Source organism: Nonomuraea sp. NPDC048881, from assembly GCF_040649795.1.
Lineage (GTDB): Bacteria > Actinomycetota > Actinomycetes > Streptosporangiales > Streptosporangiaceae > Nonomuraea.
Genome location: NZ_JBEZGC010000010.1, coordinates 227,448 through 247,024, shown reverse-complemented (window position 1 = coordinate 247,024; position 19,577 = coordinate 227,448). Strand labels below are relative to the sequence as shown.

Genomic DNA, 19,577 nt, shown 5'->3' with positions numbered 1-19,577 from the left:
GGCCGGGAAGGCCGGACACGGGGCCGCCGAGCACGATCTAGGACAGGCGCTCCAGCACCATCGCCATGCCCTGGCCGCCGCCCACGCACATCGTCTCAAGGCCGAGGCTCTTGTCGTGGTGGCGCAGGCTGTTGATCAGCGTCGAGGTGATGCGCGCCCCGGTCATGCCGAACGGATGCCCGACGGCGATGGCGCCACCGTTGACATTGAGCCGGTCGAGCTCGATCCCGAGGTCCTGGTACGACGGGATCACCTGCGCCGCGAACGCCTCGTTGATCTCCACGAGGTCGATGTCCTCGATCGCCATCCCGGCCCGGGACAGCGCCTGCTTGGACGCCTCCACCGGCCCGAGGCCCATGATCTCGGGCGACAGCCCGCTGACGCCGGTGCTGACGATCCGGGCCAGCGGCGTGATGCCCAGCTCGGCCGCCTTGACGTCGCTCATGATGACCAGGGCCGCCGCGCCGTCGTTGAGCGGGCAGCAGTTGCCCGCGGTGACCGTGCCGTCGGGGCGGAAGACCGGCTTGAGCCCGGCCACCCCCTCGTACGTGGTGCCGGCCCGGGGGCCGTCGTCCTTGCTGACCACGGTGCCGTCGGGGAGCGTGACGGGGGTGATGTCCTTCTGCCAGAACCCGTCGGCCAGGGCCTTCTCGGCCAGGTTCTGGGAGCGCACGCCGAACTCGTCCTGCTCGCGGCGGCTGATGCCCTTGAGCTGGGCCAGGTTCTCGGCGGTCTGACCCATGGCGATGTAGATGTCGGGGACGGCGCCGTCCTGGCGGGGGTCGTGCCAGGTGCGGCCGCCCTCGGCCGCCTGCTTGGTGCGGGCCGTCGCGTCGAGGAACAGCGGGTTGTGGGTGTCGGGCAGCGAGTCGGAGTTGCCCTTGGCGAAGCGCGAGACGGTCTCGACGCCGGCCGAGACGAACACGTCGCCCTCGCCCGCCTTGATCGCGTGGAAGGCCATCCGCGTGGTCTGCAGCGAGGAGGAGCAGTAGCGCGTGACGGTCGTGCCCGGCACGGTGTCGAGCCCGAGCAGCACCGCCACCACCCGGGCCATGTTGAAGCCCTGTTCACCGCCCGGCAGGCCACAGCCGAGCATGATGTCGTCGATCGTGTTCGGGTCGAGCTGGGGCACCTTGGCCAGCGCCGCCTGGATCATCTGTACGGTCAGATCGTCGGGACGGATGTCCTTGAGCGACCCCTTGAAGGCTCGTCCGATCGGGGAACGCGCGGTTGCGACGATGACTGCCTCGGGCATGGCCCCTCCTTGTGTCCGGCGCTGATATTAGAACTATATTCCAGTCCTCCTCGCAAGCGCCCCGGGGCCCCGCGTCAGCCGTACATGCCGGGGGCGGTGGCGGTGTGGTCGTTGACGGCGTGCACGGCGCCCTTCTCGTCGCGCCACAGGCGCCAGCCGTCCTGGCTGCCGGTGAACCAGGGCGGCGGGGCGTTCATGGGGGAGACGCGGGTGCCGGTGCCCAGGTCGTACTCGCAGACGGCGGCCGTGGAGTAGAAGCCGGGGGCCTGGCCGCGCAGCGGCAGCGGCTTGGGGTCGGTGACGCAGAAGGACCAGCCCCGCTCCTCGCCCACCTGCGCGGGCTTGCCCGAGGCCAGGTCGAAGGCGCTGCCCTTGGCGTCGTGCTTGAGGAAGCCCAGTTTGTCCATGCGGTCGGGGAAGGCCAGCCACCAGCCCGAGCCGGGGACGTCGGAGGCGGTGATCTGGCCGACCACCCGGCCGGTCTCGGAGTCGAGCCTGGCGAAACCGCCGTAGGCGCCCTGGCGGTCGACCGGGCGGACGACGGGCGCGTAGCCGGGGCTGCCGCTGGGATAGACGCGCACGACCGAGGGACGCATCCAGTTCACCGTGCCGTCGCTGATCCTGATGGAGAACAGCCCGAAGGTGGAGACCTTCTTCGTCTGGGGGTTGGTGTAGGGGGCGACGTAGCCGACCAGGTTGTCGCCGGTCGAGCCGAACGCCCACCCGCCCGACAGGTCGATGCCGGGCCCGAGCGCCTGCTCGATCGGCTGCTGCCACTGCAGCTTGCCGGTCTTGACGTCGTAGGACTCGATCATGGGGTTGGCGGCCATCCGCAGCAGCAGGACCCGGGCCGGGTCGGACCACTCGACCTCGGAGATGCCGGGCAGTCGCCACATCACCCGGCCGGTCGCCGGGTCGAGCACGACCATCCGGGCGTGGGTCAGCGCGGTGTGCTCCGACACGCACAGGTAGGGGCCGCAGCGCTGCGGCCCGAACGTGGAGTGCATGGGCCTGGCCCACTTCTGCGCCCCTGAACGGGCGTCGCGGGCGATGAGGGTGGCGTTCCAACGGCCCTTCTTCGCCGGATCGAGGGCCACGACCACCCCCTGGCCCTTGGCCGTCTCCACGATCGCGGGGGCGGAGACGCCCATGCCGGGCAGGCGGCCCGCCATGGTGGCCGGGTACGCCCACAGGCGCCGGCCGTCTTCGAGGCCGAGCGCCACGGTCTCCAGTGTGCCGTCGGGCTTCATGGAGGTGGTGGTGACCACACCGGCCGCGGACACGATCCGGCTGACCGCGTTGACCTGGGTGTTCTGCCAGGAGGGGAAGTTCGCCGTGGCGGCGTCGCTGCCGGAGCAGGCGGTCAGGGCGAGGGTCCCCGCGAGGGCCAGGGAAGGTTTCATGAGGGGCCGGAGCACAGGCAATTCACTCCAAAAGAGGACGAGGAGTGACGGCTCAGGCTCGGAGGGTGACCGGATCAGGCGTCACCGAACCCCCGGCGCGCACGATCACGCGTCGGTGGGATCGTCGAGCCGCCCGCCGGGCGCGCTCACGCGTCGGTAGGCGTCTCGCCGAGCCGCCGGCGGAACAGCGTGGCCCACTTGCCGTGGAGCCCCGTGGCCCGCCCGTCGACCCGGGTCGCGGTGACCTCGGTGCCGGGCTCCTCCGCGGCCGTTGCCGCCGCAAGGTAGATCGGTTGCAGTCCTTCGCCCCGCGCGGGCCGCGGCTCAGGCCACAGCCCCAACGCAGCGCACACCGACGGTAGCACCGCGTAAGCGGCCTGCGCGTAACCTCGGTCAGATGGATGGAAACGATCCGGTCCGAACATTTCTGTCGGATTTGTATCGAATTCCGGCCCCAGGACGTCGGCGAACGCCACCGTACGGCCGCCCGCGTCGACCACGGCGACGGTCTGGGCCGCCGCGAGCTGACGGCTCCACCGCCGGGTCACCCAGCGCAGCGGCTGGGCGATGGGCCGCACCGTGCCGAGGTCGGGGCAGGTGCCGACGACCACCTCGACGCCCGCCTCGCGCAGCCGCCGCACCGCTTTGGCCAGATGGCGCACCGCCACGGCGGGCGGCGTCTGGGTGATGATGTCGTTGGCCCCCACGAAGATGACCGCCACGTCCGGGCGCATGGCGAGGGCGGCGTCCACCTGCTCGGGCAGCTCGGCGGAGGGGGCGCCCGACTTGCCCGCCACGAGCAGGTGCACCGGCCGCTCGGCCACCGCCGCCACGCCGTTGGCCAGCAGGACGGCCGGGGTGTGGCTGGGGTCGGTCATGCCCAGGCCCACCGAGGTGGAATCGCCGAGCATGGCCATCTTGAGGGGTTTGCCGCGGAAATCGCCGTAGACGCCGTCGGAGGGCGGTCCATCCAGACCGTGGGGGCGGCCGATGGCCTTGCGCGCGAGCAGTCCCTCGGCGATCAGCAGGCCGTACGCCGTGGCTCCCAGAGCCGTGAGCCCGCCACCTCCGAGCGCCGCCGCCATCGCGATCCGCCTGGCCGCGCGTGCCATGCCTGCTGCCCAGACCACGTAGTGTCCTCCCGGTCGAACTCGGCGGTAGCGTTTGCTTGAAAACTAGCCGAGGGCCTGCCACCCCCACTGGATCTCGGCCTCGGGCAAGCTGATCAAGCTTCGGCAAAGAAGGTGAACACCTCGGTGCGCGTTTACGATTCCCTGGTCGATCTCATGGGGAACACTCCGCTCGTCCGCCTGCACAAGGTCACGGCGGGGATCTCCGCCCAGGTGCTGGCCAAGGTCGAATATTTCAATCCGGGCGGCTCGGTCAAGGACCGCATCGCGCTGCGCATGATCGAGGCCGCCGAGGCCTCCGGCGCGCTGCGGCCGGGCGGCGTCATCGTCGAGCCGACGTCCGGCAACACCGGAGTGGGCCTGGCCATCGTGGCCCAGCAGAAGGGCTACCGGTGCCTGTTCGTGGTGCCCGACAAGGTGGCCCAGGACAAGATCGCGGTGCTGCGCGCGTACGGGGCCGAGGTCGTGGTCTGCCCCACCGCCGTCTCGCCCGACCACCCGGAGTCCTACTACTCGGTCTCCGACCGGCTGGCCCGCGAGATCCCCAACGCCTGGAAGCCCGACCAGTACTCCAACGTCAACAACCCCGACTCCCATTACCACTCGACCGGTCCCGAGCTGTGGGAGCAGACCGACGGCCGCATCACGCACTTCGTGGCGGGCATCGGCACCGGCGGCACGATCAGCGGCACCGGCCGCTACCTCAGGGAGGTCTCCGACGGCCGGGTGAAGATCATCGGGGCCGACCCCGAGGGCTCGGTGTACTCCGGCGGCTCGGGCCGTCCCTACCTGGTGGAGGGCGTGGGCGAGGACATCTGGCCGGCCACGTACGACACCGGGATCTGCGACGAGATCATCGCGGTGTCCGACAAGGACTCCTTCAACATGACCCGCCGCCTGGCCCGCGAGGAGGGGCTGCTGGTCGGCGGCTCGTGCGGCATGGCCGTGGTGGCGGCGCTGCAGGTGGCGGCCAAGGCGGGCCCCGACGACGTGGTGGTCGTGCTGCTGCCTGACGGCGGCCGCGGCTACCTGTCGAAGATCTTCAACGACGACTGGATGGCCGACTACGGCTTCCTGACCACCAGCTCGGACGAGGGCCTGGTCGGCGACGTGCTGGCGCGCAAGGGGCCGGGCCTGCCGGAGTTCGTGCACGCCCACCCGCACGAGTCGGTCGGCACGGCCATCTCGATCATGCGCGAGTACTCGGTGTCCCAGCTTCCGGTCATGAAGGAGGAGCCGCCGGTCATGGCGGCCGAAGTGGTCGGCTCCATCGTCGAGCGCGACCTCCTGGAGGCCCTCTACCACGGCAGGCTCGCCTCCGACGACCCGATCTCCGACCACATGTCGGCGCCGCTACCCACGATCGGCAGCGGTGAACCCGTCGCGCGCGCGGTCGAGGCGCTGGAGAAGGCCGACGCGGCCGTCGTCCTGGAGGACGGCAAGCCCGCCGGGCTGCTCACCCGGCAGGACCTGCTCGCCTTCCTCGCCAACCACTGATCAGGGCTTCCTTATCGATTCGATCACGGTGCCGAGGCCCTCGTGCCCGCGTCCCTCGGCGTCGGCGCGCTCGAACAGCTCCTTCAGCGCGTTCGGCACCGTGGTCTCCACACCGGCCTCGGCCAGCGCGTGCACGACGTGGCCGAGGCCCACGGCCTGCATGTGCAGCGAGTTCAGCTCGCCGGGGTAGGTCCCGGCGGCGAACTCCTCGGCCAGGATCTTCGCGAACCCCATCACGCCGTCGCCGCCGAGCTGGGTGAAGGTCTCCCGCACGTACGGCAGGAACTCCAGCGGGGAGACCCCGGCCGTGCTCAGCATCGCCATGGCGTGCATGTGGCTGGTCAGGCTCGACCAGAAGATCAGCAGCAGCGACTGGTAGTACATCATCGCCAGGCCCTCGTCCGCGCCGACGTGGATGACGTCGCCGAGGGCCCTGAGCGTGGCCGTGTGCCGGTCGAGCACGTCCTTGGGGCCGCTGTAGAAGGAGTAGGCCCCCGGCTGCCCGATGCCCGGGGGCGGGACCATGATCCCGGCGGTGATGAGCGTGCCGCCGCGTCCGGCCACCCAGCGGGCCGCCGCGCGCAGCTCCTCGGGGGTGCCCGAGCTGAGGTTGACCAGCACCTTCCCGTCGAGCCTGGCCTCGCCGAGGCTGTCGTACATCGCCTGGTAGCCGATCTGGCTGAACACCAGGAGGTCGCCGTCCGCGGCCGAGGCCGCGCGCCGGGCTCCCCGGGCGACCAGCGGTTCGGTCTTGCTCGCCGTACGGTTCCACACGGCCACGTCGAAACCCGCGCCGAGGAACGTCTCGGCCATCTTCGACCCCATCGGGCCGAGTCCTGCAACTGTCACCTGAGTCATGACAGGGAGCCTGCGGCACCGCGCTACGGAAATCCTTATGACCGGCTACGGGTTAGTCTCTGCATGGTGCGATTCGGGGTGCTCGGCCCGCTGGCCGTCCGGACGGACGGCGGCGAGGAGATCCACGTCGCCGAGCCCAAGGTCCGCGCGCTCCTCGCCGCCCTGCTGGCAGCCGGCGGCGGCCCGGTCTCCGCCGACCGGCTGATCGACGACCTGTGGGGCGACCGGCCCGGCCGCAACCCGCTCGGCACCCTCCAGGCCCGCGTCTCCCAGCTCCGCCGCGCGCTCGGCGACCCGGCCATGGTCGTCCACGGCCCGGCCGGCTACCGGCTGGCCGCCCACGACTGCGACGCCGTCCGGTTCCGCGCGCTCGTGGGCCGCCGCGGCGCCGCCCCGCGTGAGCGCGCCCGCGAGCTCGACCAGGCGCTCGCCCTGTGGCGGGGCGCGGCCTACGCCGACTTCGCCGACGAGGGGTTCGCCCGTCCCGAGATCACCCTGCTGACCGAGCTGCGCCTGTCGGCCCTGGAGGAGCAGGCCGAGGTGCGCCTCGCGCTCGGCCACGACGTCGACCTCGCCGACCTGGTCGCCCGGCACCCCCTGCGCGAACGGCTGCGCGCCTCGCACATGAAGGCCCTGTACCGGGGCGGTCGGCAGAGCGAGGCGCTGGCGGGCTACGAGGAGCTGCGCGTCAGGCTGACAGAGGAGCTGGGGCTCGACCCCTCGCCCGAGCTGGCCGCGCTGCACCGGGCCATCCTGCGCCACGACCCCTCGCTGGCCGCCCCGCCGCCCGCCGCCGACCCCGGACCGCTCACCAACCTGCCCGCGCCGCTCACCCCGCTGGTCGGCCGGGACGCCGACCTCGCGGAGGTCGCCGCCCTGCTGACGGACTCGCGGCTGGTGACCCTGACCGGGCCGGGCGGCGTGGGCAAGACCCGTCTCGCCCTCGCCGCCGCCCGCCGCCTGGCCTTCCCCGAGGGGTCCGCCGAGCCGCGGCGGGGCGGGTTCGCCGACGGGGTGTGGCTGGTGGAGCTGGCCGGGGCCGCAGGCGCCGACGTGGCCGAGGCGGTGGCGGCCGTGCTGGGCGTGCGCGACGACGACTCCGTGCCGCTGGCGTCCAGGCTGGCCGGGGTGCTGGCGGGCCGGAGCGCGCTGCTGGTCCTGGACAACTGCGAGCACCTGGTCGAGCAGGTCGCCGGGCTCGTCTCGGCGCTGCTGCGGGCCGCGCCCGGCCTGCGCGTGCTGGCCACCAGCCAGGAGCCGCTGGGCGTGTCCGGCGAACGGGTCCGGGTCGTCCACCCGCTGGCCGAGGCCGACGCCGTGCGGCTCTTCGCGGCCCGCGCGGACGTCGAGCCCGGCCCCACCGTGGCCGTCATCTGCCGGCGGCTCGACGGCATCCCGCTGGCCCTGGAGCTGGCGGCGACGCGGGTGCGGGCGCTCGGCGTACAGGAGCTGGCCGCCCGCCTGGACGACCGGTTCAGGCTGCTCAGCGCCGGGATGCGGGACGCCCCGGCCCGGCAGCGCACGCTGCGGGCCACCATCGACTGGAGCTGGGAGCTGCTGTCGGACGAGGAACGCGCGGTGCTGCGGCGGCTGGCCGCGCACGCCGACGGCTGCACCCTGGAGGCCGCCGAGGCGGTCTGCGCCGAGCCCGGCGTGGACGTGCTCGACGTGCTGGCCAGGCTCGTGGACCGGTCGCTGGTCGCCGTGGCGCCCGGTCCCCTGGGACCCCGCTACCGGCTGCTGGAGTCGGTGACCGCCTACTGCCTCGAACGGCTGCGCGAGGCCGGTGAGCACGACCTGCTGCGGGAGCGGCACGCCCGCTACTACACCGACCTGGCCGCCCGCGCCGAGCTGCGCGGCCCGCGCCAGCACGAATGGCTCGACCGGCTGGACGCCGAGAGCGCCAACCTGCGGCTGGCCCTGTCAGGGCCGGAGCCCCTGCGCCTGGCCAACGCGCTCGCCTGGTACTGGATCCTGCGCGGCAGGCTGCGCGAGGCCCGCAGGTCGATCGAGGCGGCGCTGGCGGCGGGCGGCGAGGACAGCGCCGCGGCCCTGGCCTCGGTGTGGCTGGCCGGCATCGGGCTGCTGCTCGGCGAGCCCACCCCGCCGGTACGCCGCGCCGCGCTCGACCGGGCGGGGGCCGCGCTGGCCGACTGGTTCCTCAGCTTCGTCCGCTGGGCGTACGGCGACCACGCGGCGCACCGGGACGCGGTGGGACGGGCGCTGGCGGCGTACGAGGAGCTGGGGGACCGGTGGGGGGTGGCGGCGGCGCTGTGCCTGCGGGCCAAGCTCGCGGTGGGCCGCGGCGACCTCGCGGCGATGGAACGCGACGGCGAGCGCGGCCTGGCCCTCTTCCGCGAGCTGGGGGACGAATGGGGGCAGGTCGAGGCCATGGACGTCCTCGACCGGCTGGCTGAGATCCGCGGCGACTACGAGCGGGCGGCCCGGCTGCGGCAGGAGGCGCTGCGGCTGGCCGAGGGGCTGGGGTTCGACGTGTCGTTCAAGCTGGCCGCGCTCGGCCGGCTCGCGCTGCTCACGGGCGACTGCGAGCGGTCCGACGACTACCACGGGCGGGCCAGGCGGCTGGCGGTGGCGCAGTCGTACCGGTCGGCGGAGGAGAACGCGCTGCTCGGCCTGGCCATGAGCGCCCGCAGGCAGGGGCGGTACGAGGAGGCGGAGTCGTACCTGCTGTCCGCGCTCGACTGGCTGCGGCAGGTGCGGGGGACGCCAGGGACGGCGTTCGTCATGGCCGAGTGGGGGTTCGTGGCCGAGCAGCGCGGCGACGCCGAGACGGCGCTGGCGCGCCAGCGCGAGGGGTACGCGAACGCCCGCGCGACGGGCGACCCGCGGGCCGTCGCGCTGGCCCTGGAGGGGCTGGCGGGGGCGTTGTCGATCGCGGGCCGCGAGCACCTGGCGGAGGCGGCGCGGAAGCTGGGACGGGCCGCGGCGCTCCGGCGGGCCGTCGGCGCGCCCCTTCCCGCCGGCGAACGCCATGACGTGGACCGGATCACCGCCCGCCTGCGCACCGCCCTGGGCGAGCCGGGGTTCGCCGGGGCCTTCGCGGCAGGGGAGCGGGATCCTGAGGTCACGGGCCAGTGGGAACCCGGCGAGGGCCCGGCCGGCTGGCCGGCCGGGTCAGGGGAGCGGGAACTCGGCGATCACTTCCCAGGGGCCCTCGGGGGACGGGCCCGCGTAGAGCCTGCCGCCCAGAGCCTCCACCCGCTCGGCCATGCCGACCAGCCCGAACCCGCCGCCCAGCCGGGACACCCGCGGGTCTGACGCGACCGAGCCGAAGTTCCGCACCCGCAGCACGACCACCCGCTCGTACCGCCGCAGGTCGGCCTCCACCCACGCGGCCCGGGTGGCGTGCTTGCGCACGTTGGTGAGCGACTCCAGCAGGACCCGGTGCAGCGTCGTCATCACCTCGGGCGGCAGCGTCCGGTCGTCGATGCCCGACCCGATCTCGAACGCCACCTTCGGCCCCTCGACCGAGAACCGCTCAGTCAGCAGCCGCAGGTCGGCCAGCGTCGTGCCGGGCCTGCGGTCGGCCTCGTCCTCGGTGCGCAGGACGGTGACCATGCGCCGCATCGAGGTCAGCGCCTCCGACCCGGCCGAGGCGATCGCGTCGAGCGCGGGCAGCACGGCCTCGGGCTTGTGCTCGGCGACCGTACGCGCGGCCTGGGCCTGGACGACGATGCCAGTGATGTGGTGGGCGACCAGGTCGTGCAGCTCCCTGGCCAGTTCGAGACGTTCGGCCCGGCGTACGGAGTGCACCGCCTCGGTCCGGCGCTCCTGCTGGAACCGCAGGTAGGCGCCGATGCCCGCGGCCATCGACCACCCCGCGAACAGCAGGAACGCGAACGCCAGCCCCGCCGTGGGGTAGTCGCGCCTGGCCGACTCGGCCATCAGCACGCCCAGCCCCACGAGCGACAGCACCGCCGCCCGCCGTACCGGCTCCACGTGCCGCAGCACGCCGATGAGGAGGATCAGCAGCGACCCCGTCTCGGCCATGCCGGGCGCGCCCAGCGCGTCGACCGACCCGATGACCACCGACGCGGCGAAGGACAGCCCCAGCAGCGCGCAGAAGCCCTCAAGACGGTGGCGGCGGCGCAGGACGACCGCCGCGATCCCGGCCGCGCCGCAGAACGGCACGAACCACTGCAACCCCCCGGTGCTGACGGCGATGGCCAGGTCGAGCATCAGCATCAGGCCGAGCCAGCCGAGCATCGCGATCTCGCTCAGCCGCCGGACCCAGTACACGATGCCTTTCGAATCCCCCACGTCACGAGAGTAGGCCGGAAGTCGGACAACTCGTATCAACCGATCGGCCGACCCGGTCGCCGCCGGACCAGCCCTTCAGCGGAGGCGGCGGCGACGGCCCCTCGGCGATGCTGGAACACGTCGGAAGGGGGACAGGACATGATTGTCATCGGGTTCGTTCTGCTGGGGTTGGGACTGGTCGTCACGGCGCTGCTCGCGCTGGCCGACCCCGTGCTGCTCTCGCGCATCAACGGTGAGGAGGCGGAGGGCGCCAGCGGCCGCCACATCGACGTGGAGGTCGTCCGGCTCAGCGCCCCGGCCGCGACGGCCGCGACGGCCCGCGAGCCCCGGGCGGCCTGAGCCTTCGAGAACGTGGCCCGCGCGGGCATGGCCGCGCGGGTCCGGGCGGGCGCCGTCGGGGGACGGGCCCCGCCACCGGCCCGCGATCCGCTGGGGAACGGATCGCGGGCCGCTTTCCGTTAACGTGGGGCCTATGACCAACGGTTTTGAGACCCTGGCGATCCACGCAGGTCAGGAGCCCGACCCGCTGACCGGCGCGGTCGTGCCGCCGATCTACGCCACGTCCACCTACAAGCAGGACGGCGTGGGCGGCCTGCGTTCGGGATATGAGTACAGCCGCTCGGCCAACCCCACGCGGACGGCGCTGGAAGAGGCGCTGGCCGCCGTGGAGGGCGGCGCGCGCGGGCTGGCGTTCGCCTCGGGCCTGGCCGCCGAGGACACCCTGCTGCGCACGGTGTGCCGGCCGCAGGATCACGTGATCATCCCCAACGACGCGTACGGGGGCACGTACCGGCTGTTCTCCAAGGTGCACGAGCGCTGGGGCCTGCACTACGACCCGGTCCCGCTGCACGACCTCGACGCGGTGGCGTCGGCCATGACGCAGAAGACGAGGATCGTGTGGGTCGAGACGCCCACCAACCCGCTGCTCGGCATCGCCGACATCGCCGCCCTGGCGCAGCTGGCCCACGAGAACGGCGCGCTGCTGGTCGTGGACAACACCTTCGCCTCGCCGTACCTGCAGCAGCCCCTGGCGCTCGGGGCCGACGTGGTCGTCCACTCCACCACCAAGTACATCGGCGGCCACTCCGACGTGGTCGGCGGCGCGCTGATCGCGCGGGACAAGGGCCTCGGCGACGAGCTGACCTACCACCAGAACGCGATGGGCGCGGTGGCCGGCCCGTTCGACGCCTGGCTGACGCTGCGCGGGCTCAAGACCCTCGGCGTGCGCATGGACCGCCACTGCGACAACGCCGAACGCGTCGTCGACCTGCTGCTCGCGCACCCGCGCGTGACCCAGGTGCTCTACCCGGGCCTGGCCGAGCACTCCGGCCACGAGGTCGCCGCCAAGCAGATGCGGCGCTTCGGCGGCATGGTGTCCTTCCGCGTGGCGGGCGGCGAGGCCGAGGCCGTGGAGGTGTGCAACCGGGCCAAGCTGTTCACGCTCGGCGAGTCGCTGGGCGGCGTCGAGTCGCTCATCGAGCACCCGGGCCGCATGACGCACGCCTCCGCGGCGGGCTCGCCCCTGGAGGTGCCGAGCGACCTGGTGCGCCTGTCGGTCGGCATCGAGACGGTCGACGACCTGCTCGCCGACCTCACCCAGGCCCTCGGCTAAGGCGTCGGGACGACCATCAAGGCGTCGGGACGACCATCAGGAAGAGGATCACCAGCCAGATCACGGCCAGCAGGCCGCTGATCGCCGCGACCCGGCCGGTCTGCACCTTCGCGTCGTCCTCCGCGTTCTCGCTTTCGAGCGCGCGGAGGGCGGTGCGCAGGTCGCGGTCGATGATGACCAGCAACACGATCGCCACGATGAACAGCGTCATCGACGCCGTCATGTACCACAGGCCGAGCACGCCGTTCCCGACGACGATGCCCAGGGCCACGCCGAACACCAGCACACCCAGGCTGGCCAGGCTGTAGATCCTCGTGGTGCGCTGGATGTTCCGCAGGACGGGCACGTTGTTTGTGCGGATGGCCCGCGGAGCCGCCATCGTCGCGGCGGTCAGCGGGCCGATCGTGAAGATGGCGAAGCCGATGTGCAGCCAGAGAAGCAGGGACATGCGCCTGAGACTAGTCCCCGACGATCTCGGTCGGCGGCTCGACACTCTCTTTAACCTGCGAGGAGCAACGCATGATGAGCTCCGTGGCGGCCACCGCTACGGCCATCAGGGTGATCAGCAGGATCGTGGCAATCATGGGCTCTCCTCCTTCCCCGTGTCCGACGTAAATATCGTCCGTAATGACTAGACGGACGTGCAACGGAATAAGTTCGCCACGGGTATGGTTGGTCACCGTCGCTTTTTTCTTACCTTCAGGGCACAAGGGGGTGCCGTCCGTGGCCATCAGGCATGTCGAGCCTTACACCGACGAGTGGCTGCAGCAGCCGGCGGGCTATGTGGAGCGCGTCGTCGACCTGCTCGGAGCCGAGGTGGCCGACTGGTGGGAGGGGCCCTGTGATCCGCGGCACGCCACGGTCAAGCTGACCGACGGCCACGCGCTGGTGTGGGACGAGGAGAGCGGCTGGCGGCTCGGCCGCTTCGTCTCCGGCGGGCCGGGCGCGCACACCGAGCTGACCGGCGTCCGCTACCTGGGCCACGGGCTGCTGCCCCGGCCGGAGCGCGTGCCGTCGGCGCTGGTGGACGCGCGGGCCGGAGTGGGGGCCAGCTCGGCCTGGCGGCCCTGTTACCGGTCGCACCGCAACTGCCGCGACGGATTCGACGTGGCCCTCGACTTCTACGCCCGCCTGATCGAAGCCTGACAGACCCCCAGGACAAGCCCCAAAGCCCCAAAGCCCCAAAGCCCCAAAGGCAAGGGCCTCCGCCCTGGGGACGCTGCGCGCTGAAGGGCTCCGGGCCCTGCTTCCTCGGGGGAGCCGAGCTCCCCCGAACCCCCGCGCCGGTGGCTGCCGCCCCCGGTACCCCGCCCATCCCGCCGGGCACGAGGTGTCACGGCCCCGCACAGCGCGGCCCTCTCCCGCTTCCGGCGCATCGTCCCGCCGAACCGGCTCCCTCTCGGACGGCCACCTCTTACCCTGAGCCAAAAGGCAGCAGCCGGCTTCCCGGGAAGGGGACTCCCATGAGCTCCGCCGGTACGAACATCCTGATCCTGGACGACGCCGGCATCGGCCCCCGGATCGCCGAGGCCAGGAAGCTGGCCGGGTTGACACAGGACGGCCTGGCCCTGCTCGTGCCCTGCTCCAAGAGCCTGGTGTCCCAGGTCGAGCGAGGAAGCAAGCCCGCGACCCCCTGGTTCATCGCCGCCGTGGCCAGGGCGTTGCGCATCGGCGTCACCGAACTCACCGGACAGCCCTACCGGGGCTCCACCGCACCGGCCGACCGGGCGCACGCCGGCATTCCCGCCGTCCGCATCGCGCTCAACCACTGGGACGTCCCGCCTGAGCTCGCTGTGGAGCCCAGAGCGCTCGACGCGATGGCCGATGACGTTCGCAGGGTCGGCGTCCTGCTCGACAGGATCGACTATGCAGAACTCGGCCGGGTGCTACCGGGCCTGATCGAGGAACTGTCCGCCGTCCTGCACGGCAGTGAGGGCACGAAGCGCCGGACCGTGGCCGAGATGATGATGTACGCCTTCGTGGCCGCCAAGTCCGTCGCCTATCGCCTCGGATACGTCGATCTCGTCTCCGTCGCCGTGGATCGTGCGGCGCAGGCCGCGCGCGAGACCGGCATACCGGAACTGCTCGCCTACGTCGCCGAGGAGCGGGCCCAGGTGTTCTTCGGCTCGGCGGCCTACCGCACAGGACTCACCTTCCTCGAACACGCCCACCAGGAGTTCGACGACCTGGTCTCGGACAGCGAACCGGGGCTGGCCGTCCTGGGCTCGATGCACCTGAGGTCCGCCATCCTGTCCGCCCGGCTGCGCCCACGAGGGACGGACGCGTGGGAACACCTGGCGGCGGCGCGCGAGTACGCCTCGCGCATCGGCCGCGACACCAACCACCACGGCCTCGCCTTCGGGCCCGGAAACGTGCGCATCCACGAGATAGCGGCCGCCATCGAGCTGGAGGACCCCGACGAGGCGCTGCGGCGGAACGAGGGCTTCACTCCGCCCCGATCCCTCCCACCCGAGAGGTCTTCGCACCACTACATCGATCTCGCCCGGCTCCAGCTCATGGCCGGCAGGCCGGATCGTGCCCTCGACTCGCTCAGGCGCGCGGAGCGGCTGTCCCCGCAGCACACGGCGTACCACCCGATGGCCCGCGAGACGGTCACCGGCCTGCTGCGAGCGCATACGCGCGTTCCGGAGCCCCTGCGATCGCTGGCGCGACGCATCCGGCGGACGACCCCCTAGAGAAGTCGCACACAGCGTGTGACTTTCCTTCCGGCGACGTCCGTAGTTTCGGTCACGTGCCGCGACATGACGACGTACTGAACCCCGGGCACCCGGGCGGCTTGAGGGCCCGTCTGACGTCCCAGGGCCGCGTGCCGGTGCGGCTGTCCGCCTGGGCCACGGCCCGTTCAGCGGTGGCGAGACAGTGGCCGTGAGCGTGCGGCTGGTGCGGGCCGGCAACCCCGGCTGGCACATCCATGACGTGACCGGAGGCTGGGTGGCCGTCCGCAGGAGCCCGGTTCCCCGCGGAAGCGTGCTGTCCAACGTCCGCTGTGGAGCGACGCTGGACGAGCTGGCCGAGAACCTGGCCGAGGAGACCAGGATCGAGACGACGGCCGCCCGTCGTCTCCGAGCGTTCAGCCGTACGGCGGAGTGAGCCTCCAGCGCCGGAGGAATGCCGATGAGCGAAGGCATTCCCTCCGGTCAGCGGGAGCGGCGGAGGCGGAGGAAGTCGCTGACGACGTATTCGCCGAGTCGGTCGGCGCTCGGTGAGAACACCCGGCCGCCGTTCCTGCGGGCCACCTCGTCCACGAACTCCTTCAGCCGGTCGTCGGCCGCCAGCATGAAGACGTTGATCGTCGCCCGCCGTCGCGTCATCTTGTCCACCTCGGCCAGCGTCAGCTCCAGCGTCTCGTGCGACGGCGGCCACTCGAAGGCCGACCTGCCGTTGCGCATGAGGTGGGCGGTCGGCTCGCCGTCGGTGACCACCAGCACCACCGGCTCGAAGTCGGGGTGGCGGTCGAGGTGGCGGCCGGCGATCAGGAGGGCGTGGTGGAGGTTGGTGCCCTGGACCATGTCCCAGTCGAGGCCGGCCAGCTCGTCGGGCTGCAGGACCCTGGCGTAGTTGGAGAAGCCGATGATCTGCACGGCGTCCTGCGGGAACTTGGAGGCCACCAGCGCCTGGAGGGCCAGCGCCGTCTGCTTGGCCGCGGCCCACGTGCCGCGCAGGGCCATCGAGTACGACAGGTCGACCAGCAGGCACACCGCCGCCGCGCTGCGGCGCTCGGTCTCGGAGACCTCGAAGTCGTCGACGGACAGCCGCACCCGGGCCCGCCCGTCCTGCGGGGCGGTCGCCACGCCGCCGCTTCGCACGCCGTTGACCAGCGTACGGACGACGTCGATCGGCTGCTCGTCGCCGAAGCGCCACGGCCGGGTGGAGCCGGTGAGTTCGCCGGCCGAGCCCGCGTCGTGCTGGTCGTGGTCGCCGCGGCGGCCCGCGTCGAGGGAGGAGAACACGCGCCGCAGCGCGGTCTCGCCGAGCCGCCGGACCGCCTTCGGGGTCAGCTCCAGCTTGCCGCGGCGGCGCAGCAGGTAGCCCTGCTCCTCCAGCTCGCGTTCGATGCGCTTGAGCGCCTCCAGGTCGTCGACCGCCGCCCGGCCCAGCGCGCGGCGTACGGCGGCCTCGTCGATGTCGTCGAGCCGCGCGCCCGGGTAGTCCTGGCGCAGGGCGGTCTCCAGCTGGGTGAGGTCGGCCAGCTCCTCCAGCGCGGTGACGGCGTCGCCCATGGCCAGGGGCTCCTCGCCGGTCAGGCGCTCGGGGGCGTTCCAGGCCAGGTCGGGACGGCGGGCGTGCAGGGCCTCGCCGAGGCGGCGCATCTGGTCGGACAGGCCGGCCTGGTCGAGGGTCTGGTTGATGAGGCCGGACAGCTCCTCGCGCTGGCGGGGGGTCATCGAGGCCAGCATGCGCTGGGTGGCGGCGGCCCGCCGGGCCAGGATGTCGACGAGCTCCTCAAGGTTCCGGGGCGTTTCTGGGTACAAATCGCCATATTTCGCCATAAAGGCGTCAAAGTCTTCTTGGGTGTGCTCGCCCCGGGTGTCCCTGTCCAGCATGTCGTTCAGATCGGACATCATCTGCCGGACACGGGCCATGGCCTCGGGGTCGGGGTTGGCCAGCGCGTCGCGGAGCCCTCTGAACTGGCTGTCGAGCACCTCGCGCCGAAGCAGGTCGCGCAGCTCCTCGAACGTCTGGCGGGCCGCCGCCGAACGCCACTCGTACGTGCTCAGCTCCTGGATGGCGCTCGCGGTGTCCTCCGGCAGCCCGTCGAGCCCGGCCTCGCGCAGCCGCGCGTCGTCGGACGGGTCGGGGAACAGCTCGGCCCGCTCCTGCCCGATCGCCTTGTCCAGCAATGCCCGCGCGCGTTCGAGGGTGCCGTCGAGCCGCCCGCGCTCGCGCAGGTCCCTGCGCCGCCTGCGGACCTCCTTGAGCATGTCGTCGAGGCCCCGCCGGTCCTGGCTGCCGGGCAGCCCGCGCTTGAGCAGGTCGCGCAGCGCGTGGACCGGCGTCGAACCGGACAGGATCGCGTCGCCCATCTCGTCGAGGGCCGCGCGTACGTCGTAAGGAGGGGCCAGGGGGTCGGGGCCGTCGTGGTATTCGCCGTAGCGGAAGGCCATCACGCTTCCACGCTAACCCCAACCCGCCCCCGCCCGTCTACGGACGCCTGGCCACTTCCCACACCTCGACCGCGCTGTTCGCGTCGGGCGTATAACTCACCTGCACCTGCACCGCGCGCCCGGCCCCCTTGAGCGCCTTGGTCAGATCGGCCGACTCGCAGGGCAGCGTGCCGAGCCCGCGCTTGTCGACGCCGGCCGGCTTCCCGGACACCCAGCGGTCGCCGCAGCGGGCGGTGGCCCGGTAGAAGGACGTCAGGTACGTGTAGCCGAGCTTGAGCTGCTTGCCTCCGGTGCTGAACAGGATCGTCGCGTCGTCGACGCGCTTGACCGAGCCGCGCGCGGTGACCGGCTCCGGCCAGGCGTTCAGCAGGAACTCCTGGGCCTTCACGGCCTTGCCGCCCTCGTACTCGACGCGCAGCGGGACCGCGCCCTCCCGGAGCCCGACGGTGAGCTGGGCGGGCTTGCACGACGTCCGGCCCAGGCCGTCGCGGTCCAGCGCGACCCGGCCCTCGGTCTCCTTCAGGTCGCAGGCCGTCGTCACCCGGCTGTAGGCGGCGCGGGTGTAGTCGAGCTTGAGCTCTTCGGCCCCCGGGATCGCGGTCAGCTTGTAGAGCACGTTGCCGCCGCGCCGCACCTTGGCGGGCTTCATGGGCACGATCCGCAGGCTGCCCTTGCCGTCGGCCCAGGCGTAGCCGTAGGCGGTCTTGGCGGCTGCCTCGGCGGGGGCCGCCTGCGCGGGAAGCGCGAGGCCGCCCAGGACGAGGCCGACGGCGGTGGCATGGATGAGCAGGCGCATGGGCGGTTCCCCCCGGAGTCGTGATCAACCAAACACTACGACGCGGGAAACCGCCCGATTGTTCACGTCCTGTAGATCGTGACCCCGTCGAGGTCTTCCTTTGACAGCCGCCGCATCAGGTAGAGACCTTCCAGCGCGAACTCCAGGGCCGCCGCGGCGTGCCCGGGGGACTCCTCGCCGGCGCCCATGCCGAGCCTGGACATGATCTTGGCCAGGCCGCTGACCGGACCGATCCGATGCAGCAGCTCGGCCGCGGCCACCATGTCGCCGGACTCCACCTGGTTGCCCTCGGCGAACTTGTCGGTCACCGGTGCCAGGTCCATGCCGCCCAGCCTGTTCCTGAACGTCTCGGCCGTGGCCCGGCGCAGCAGGTGGGCCAGGATCTCGGTCTCCCTGCCCTCCTCGCTGACCTCGAACTCCACCTTGCCGCGCAGGCTGTGGACGACGCAGGCCAGGTCGCAGACGCGCGTGACGGCCTGGTCCTCGCCCTTGATCGCGGACCTGCGCACGGCGGAGGCCGCGGCGGTCTCGGCGGCGGCGATCGAGAAGCGCGCCGACACGCCGGAACGGGCGTCGACGGCCGTGGACTCGCGGACCAGCCGGGTGAACCTGGCGATCACCTCGATCAGGTGCTCCGGCACGTCGGCCCCGATGTCGGGCACCGACTCCTGGCGGATGAGGGTGAGCTCGTCCTCGACCGTGAGCGGGTAGTGGGTGCGGATCTCGGCGCCGAAGCGGTCCTTCAGCGGCGTGATGATGCGGCCCCTGTTGGTGTAGTCCTCGGGGTTGGCGCTGGCGATGAGCAGGATGTCGAGGGGCAGGCGCAGGTTGTAGCCGCGCACCTGGATGTCACGTTCCTCCAGCACGTTGAGCAGCGAGACCTGGATGCGCTCGGCCAGGTCGGGCAGCTCGTTGACGGAGAACACGCCACGGTTGGTGCGGGGGACCAGGCCGTAGTGGACGGTCTCGGGGTCGCCGAGGGTGCGCCCCTCTGCGATCTTGATGGGGTCGACGTCGCCGATGAGGTCGCCGACGGAGGTGTCGGGAGTGGCGAGCTTCTCGCCGTAACGCTCGTCGCGGTGCTTCCACGCCACCGGCAGCTCGTCGCCCAGCTCGCGCGCCAGGGTCTTGCAGCGCGTGCAGGCGGGTGCGTACGGATGGTCGTTGATCTCGCAGCCCTCGACCACCGGGGTCCACTCGTCGAGCAGGCCGGTGATCGTGCGGATGAGCCGCGTCTTGCCCTGCCCTCGCTCACCGAGCAGGACCAGGTCGTGCCCGGCGAGCAGCGCCCGCTCCAGGTGTGGCAGGACGGAGTCGTCGAAGCCCACTATGCCGGGGAACCGGGGCTCGCCGGCCCGCAGCCTGGCCAGCAGGTTTTCCCGGACCTCGGCCTTGACGCTGCGATGAACGTGGCCGCTCTCCCGCAACTCGCGGAGAATACGTGGCTGATGCACGGGATCGAGACTACGTCCCCCGCGAGAAATGCGGCAGAGAGTTTCGCATCTGGCGGAGATTTCGGATCTTGACCTATTGCGTGACGGTTCGTACGCGTGCTTGTCCCTTTAGTGGGGAGAATCGGCCCTAGGGAACATGCACATGTCGAGGGAGGCGAGACGCGT

The 19,577-nt window shown here is 72.1% G+C and carries 16 protein-coding genes and 1 pseudogene; 7 read left to right on the top strand and 10 right to left on the bottom strand.

The annotated features are described in order from the left end of the window. Positions 1 to 37 precede the first annotated feature (37 nt). The 3 genes from AB0C33_RS33065 to AB0C33_RS33055 all read right to left on the bottom strand — a co-directional run bounded on the left by AB0C33_RS33065 (position 38) and on the right by AB0C33_RS33055 (position 3,788). Complete coding sequence (locus tag AB0C33_RS33065) at positions 38 to 1,255, bottom strand: acetyl-CoA C-acetyltransferase (protein ID WP_358294499.1); 1,218 nt, start codon at positions 1,253 to 1,255, stop codon at positions 38 to 40. A 74-nt stretch (positions 1,256 to 1,329) separates the two neighbouring features. Then, positions 1,330 to 2,658, bottom strand: a complete 1,329-nt coding sequence (locus AB0C33_RS33060) for a PQQ-binding-like beta-propeller repeat protein (RefSeq protein WP_358294498.1) — start codon at positions 2,656 to 2,658, stop codon at positions 1,330 to 1,332. 146 nt (positions 2,659 to 2,804) lie between these two features. Beyond that, positions 2,805 to 3,788 (bottom strand): SGNH/GDSL hydrolase family protein, encoded by a 984-nt coding sequence (locus AB0C33_RS33055; protein ID WP_352323552.1) that lies wholly within the window; start codon positions 3,786 to 3,788, stop codon positions 2,805 to 2,807. A gap of 126 nt (positions 3,789 to 3,914) precedes the next feature. On the opposite strand from AB0C33_RS33055, the gene AB0C33_RS33050 reads away from it, so the two are divergent. Then, on the top strand, positions 3,915 to 5,285 hold the full coding sequence (locus tag AB0C33_RS33050; protein ID WP_352323551.1) for a cystathionine beta-synthase: 1,371 nt from the start codon (positions 3,915 to 3,917) through the stop codon (positions 5,283 to 5,285). Here AB0C33_RS33050 and AB0C33_RS33045 read toward each other — a convergent pair whose 3' ends face one another. After that, a complete protein-coding gene (locus AB0C33_RS33045) occupies positions 5,286 to 6,134 on the bottom strand; it encodes an NAD(P)-binding domain-containing protein (RefSeq protein ID WP_358294497.1) in 849 nt (282 codons plus the stop codon). It abuts the gene before it with no gap. Positions 6,135 to 6,206: 72 nt separating this feature from the next. On the opposite strand from AB0C33_RS33045, the gene AB0C33_RS33040 reads away from it, so the two are divergent. Further along, on the top strand, positions 6,207 to 9,422 hold the full coding sequence (locus AB0C33_RS33040; RefSeq protein ID WP_358294496.1) for a BTAD domain-containing putative transcriptional regulator: 3,216 nt from the start codon (positions 6,207 to 6,209) through the stop codon (positions 9,420 to 9,422). A 285-nt stretch (positions 9,423 to 9,707) separates the two neighbouring features. On the opposite strand, the pseudogene AB0C33_RS33035 reads toward AB0C33_RS33040, so the two are convergent. After that, positions 9,708 to 9,974, bottom strand: a pseudogene (locus tag AB0C33_RS33035) (histidine kinase dimerization/phosphoacceptor domain-containing protein); the annotation flags it as partial. Between the two features lie 588 nt (positions 9,975 to 10,562). Here AB0C33_RS33035 and AB0C33_RS33030 point away from each other — a divergent pair. Beyond that, positions 10,563 to 10,763 carry a hypothetical protein gene (locus AB0C33_RS33030; RefSeq protein WP_358294495.1) on the top strand — a complete coding sequence of 67 codons (201 nt, stop codon included), beginning with the start codon at positions 10,563 to 10,565 and terminating at the stop codon, positions 10,761 to 10,763. 133 nt (positions 10,764 to 10,896) lie between these two features. Continuing rightward, entirely contained in the window at positions 10,897 to 12,036 is a 1,140-nt protein-coding gene (locus AB0C33_RS33025; protein WP_358294494.1) for a cystathionine gamma-synthase, read from the top strand. A 16-nt stretch (positions 12,037 to 12,052) separates the two neighbouring features. Here AB0C33_RS33025 and AB0C33_RS33020 read toward each other — a convergent pair whose 3' ends face one another. After that, positions 12,053 to 12,484, bottom strand: coding sequence for a DUF2269 family protein (locus AB0C33_RS33020; RefSeq protein ID WP_352352991.1), 432 nt, complete (start codon positions 12,482 to 12,484; stop codon positions 12,053 to 12,055). Between the two features lie 10 nt (positions 12,485 to 12,494). Then, positions 12,495 to 12,620 (bottom strand): hypothetical protein, encoded by a 126-nt coding sequence (locus AB0C33_RS33015; RefSeq protein ID WP_352326121.1) that lies wholly within the window; start codon positions 12,618 to 12,620, stop codon positions 12,495 to 12,497. A 139-nt stretch (positions 12,621 to 12,759) separates the two neighbouring features. Between AB0C33_RS33015 and AB0C33_RS33010 the strand changes: the two genes are divergently transcribed. The 3 genes from AB0C33_RS33010 to AB0C33_RS33000 all read left to right on the top strand — a co-directional run bounded on the left by AB0C33_RS33010 (position 12,760) and on the right by AB0C33_RS33000 (position 15,147). Beyond that, on the top strand, positions 12,760 to 13,182 hold the full coding sequence (locus AB0C33_RS33010; protein ID WP_358294493.1) for a DUF6292 family protein: 423 nt from the start codon (positions 12,760 to 12,762) through the stop codon (positions 13,180 to 13,182). A 317-nt stretch (positions 13,183 to 13,499) separates the two neighbouring features. Then, positions 13,500 to 14,732, top strand: coding sequence for a helix-turn-helix transcriptional regulator (locus tag AB0C33_RS33005; protein WP_358294492.1), 1,233 nt, complete (start codon positions 13,500 to 13,502; stop codon positions 14,730 to 14,732). 190 nt (positions 14,733 to 14,922) lie between these two features. Further along, positions 14,923 to 15,147 (top strand): hypothetical protein, encoded by a 225-nt coding sequence (locus tag AB0C33_RS33000; RefSeq protein ID WP_358294491.1) that lies wholly within the window; start codon positions 14,923 to 14,925, stop codon positions 15,145 to 15,147. 47 nt (positions 15,148 to 15,194) lie between these two features. Here the strand turns inward: AB0C33_RS33000 and AB0C33_RS32995 are convergent, their stop codons facing one another. From AB0C33_RS32995 to AB0C33_RS32985, 3 genes are all read right to left on the bottom strand, one after another. Beyond that, the gene (locus tag AB0C33_RS32995) at positions 15,195 to 17,162 is read right to left on the bottom strand and encodes a hypothetical protein (protein ID WP_358294623.1); all 1,968 of its coding nucleotides are present in this window, start codon (positions 17,160 to 17,162) and stop codon (positions 15,195 to 15,197) included. Positions 17,163 to 17,199: 37 nt separating this feature from the next. Beyond that, positions 17,200 to 17,958, bottom strand: coding sequence for a hypothetical protein (locus AB0C33_RS32990; protein ID WP_358294490.1), 759 nt, complete (start codon positions 17,956 to 17,958; stop codon positions 17,200 to 17,202). A gap of 62 nt (positions 17,959 to 18,020) precedes the next feature. Then, complete coding sequence (locus tag AB0C33_RS32985) at positions 18,021 to 19,412, bottom strand: sigma 54-interacting transcriptional regulator (RefSeq protein ID WP_352326127.1); 1,392 nt, start codon at positions 19,410 to 19,412, stop codon at positions 18,021 to 18,023. Between the last annotated feature and the right edge of the window lie 165 nt (positions 19,413 to 19,577).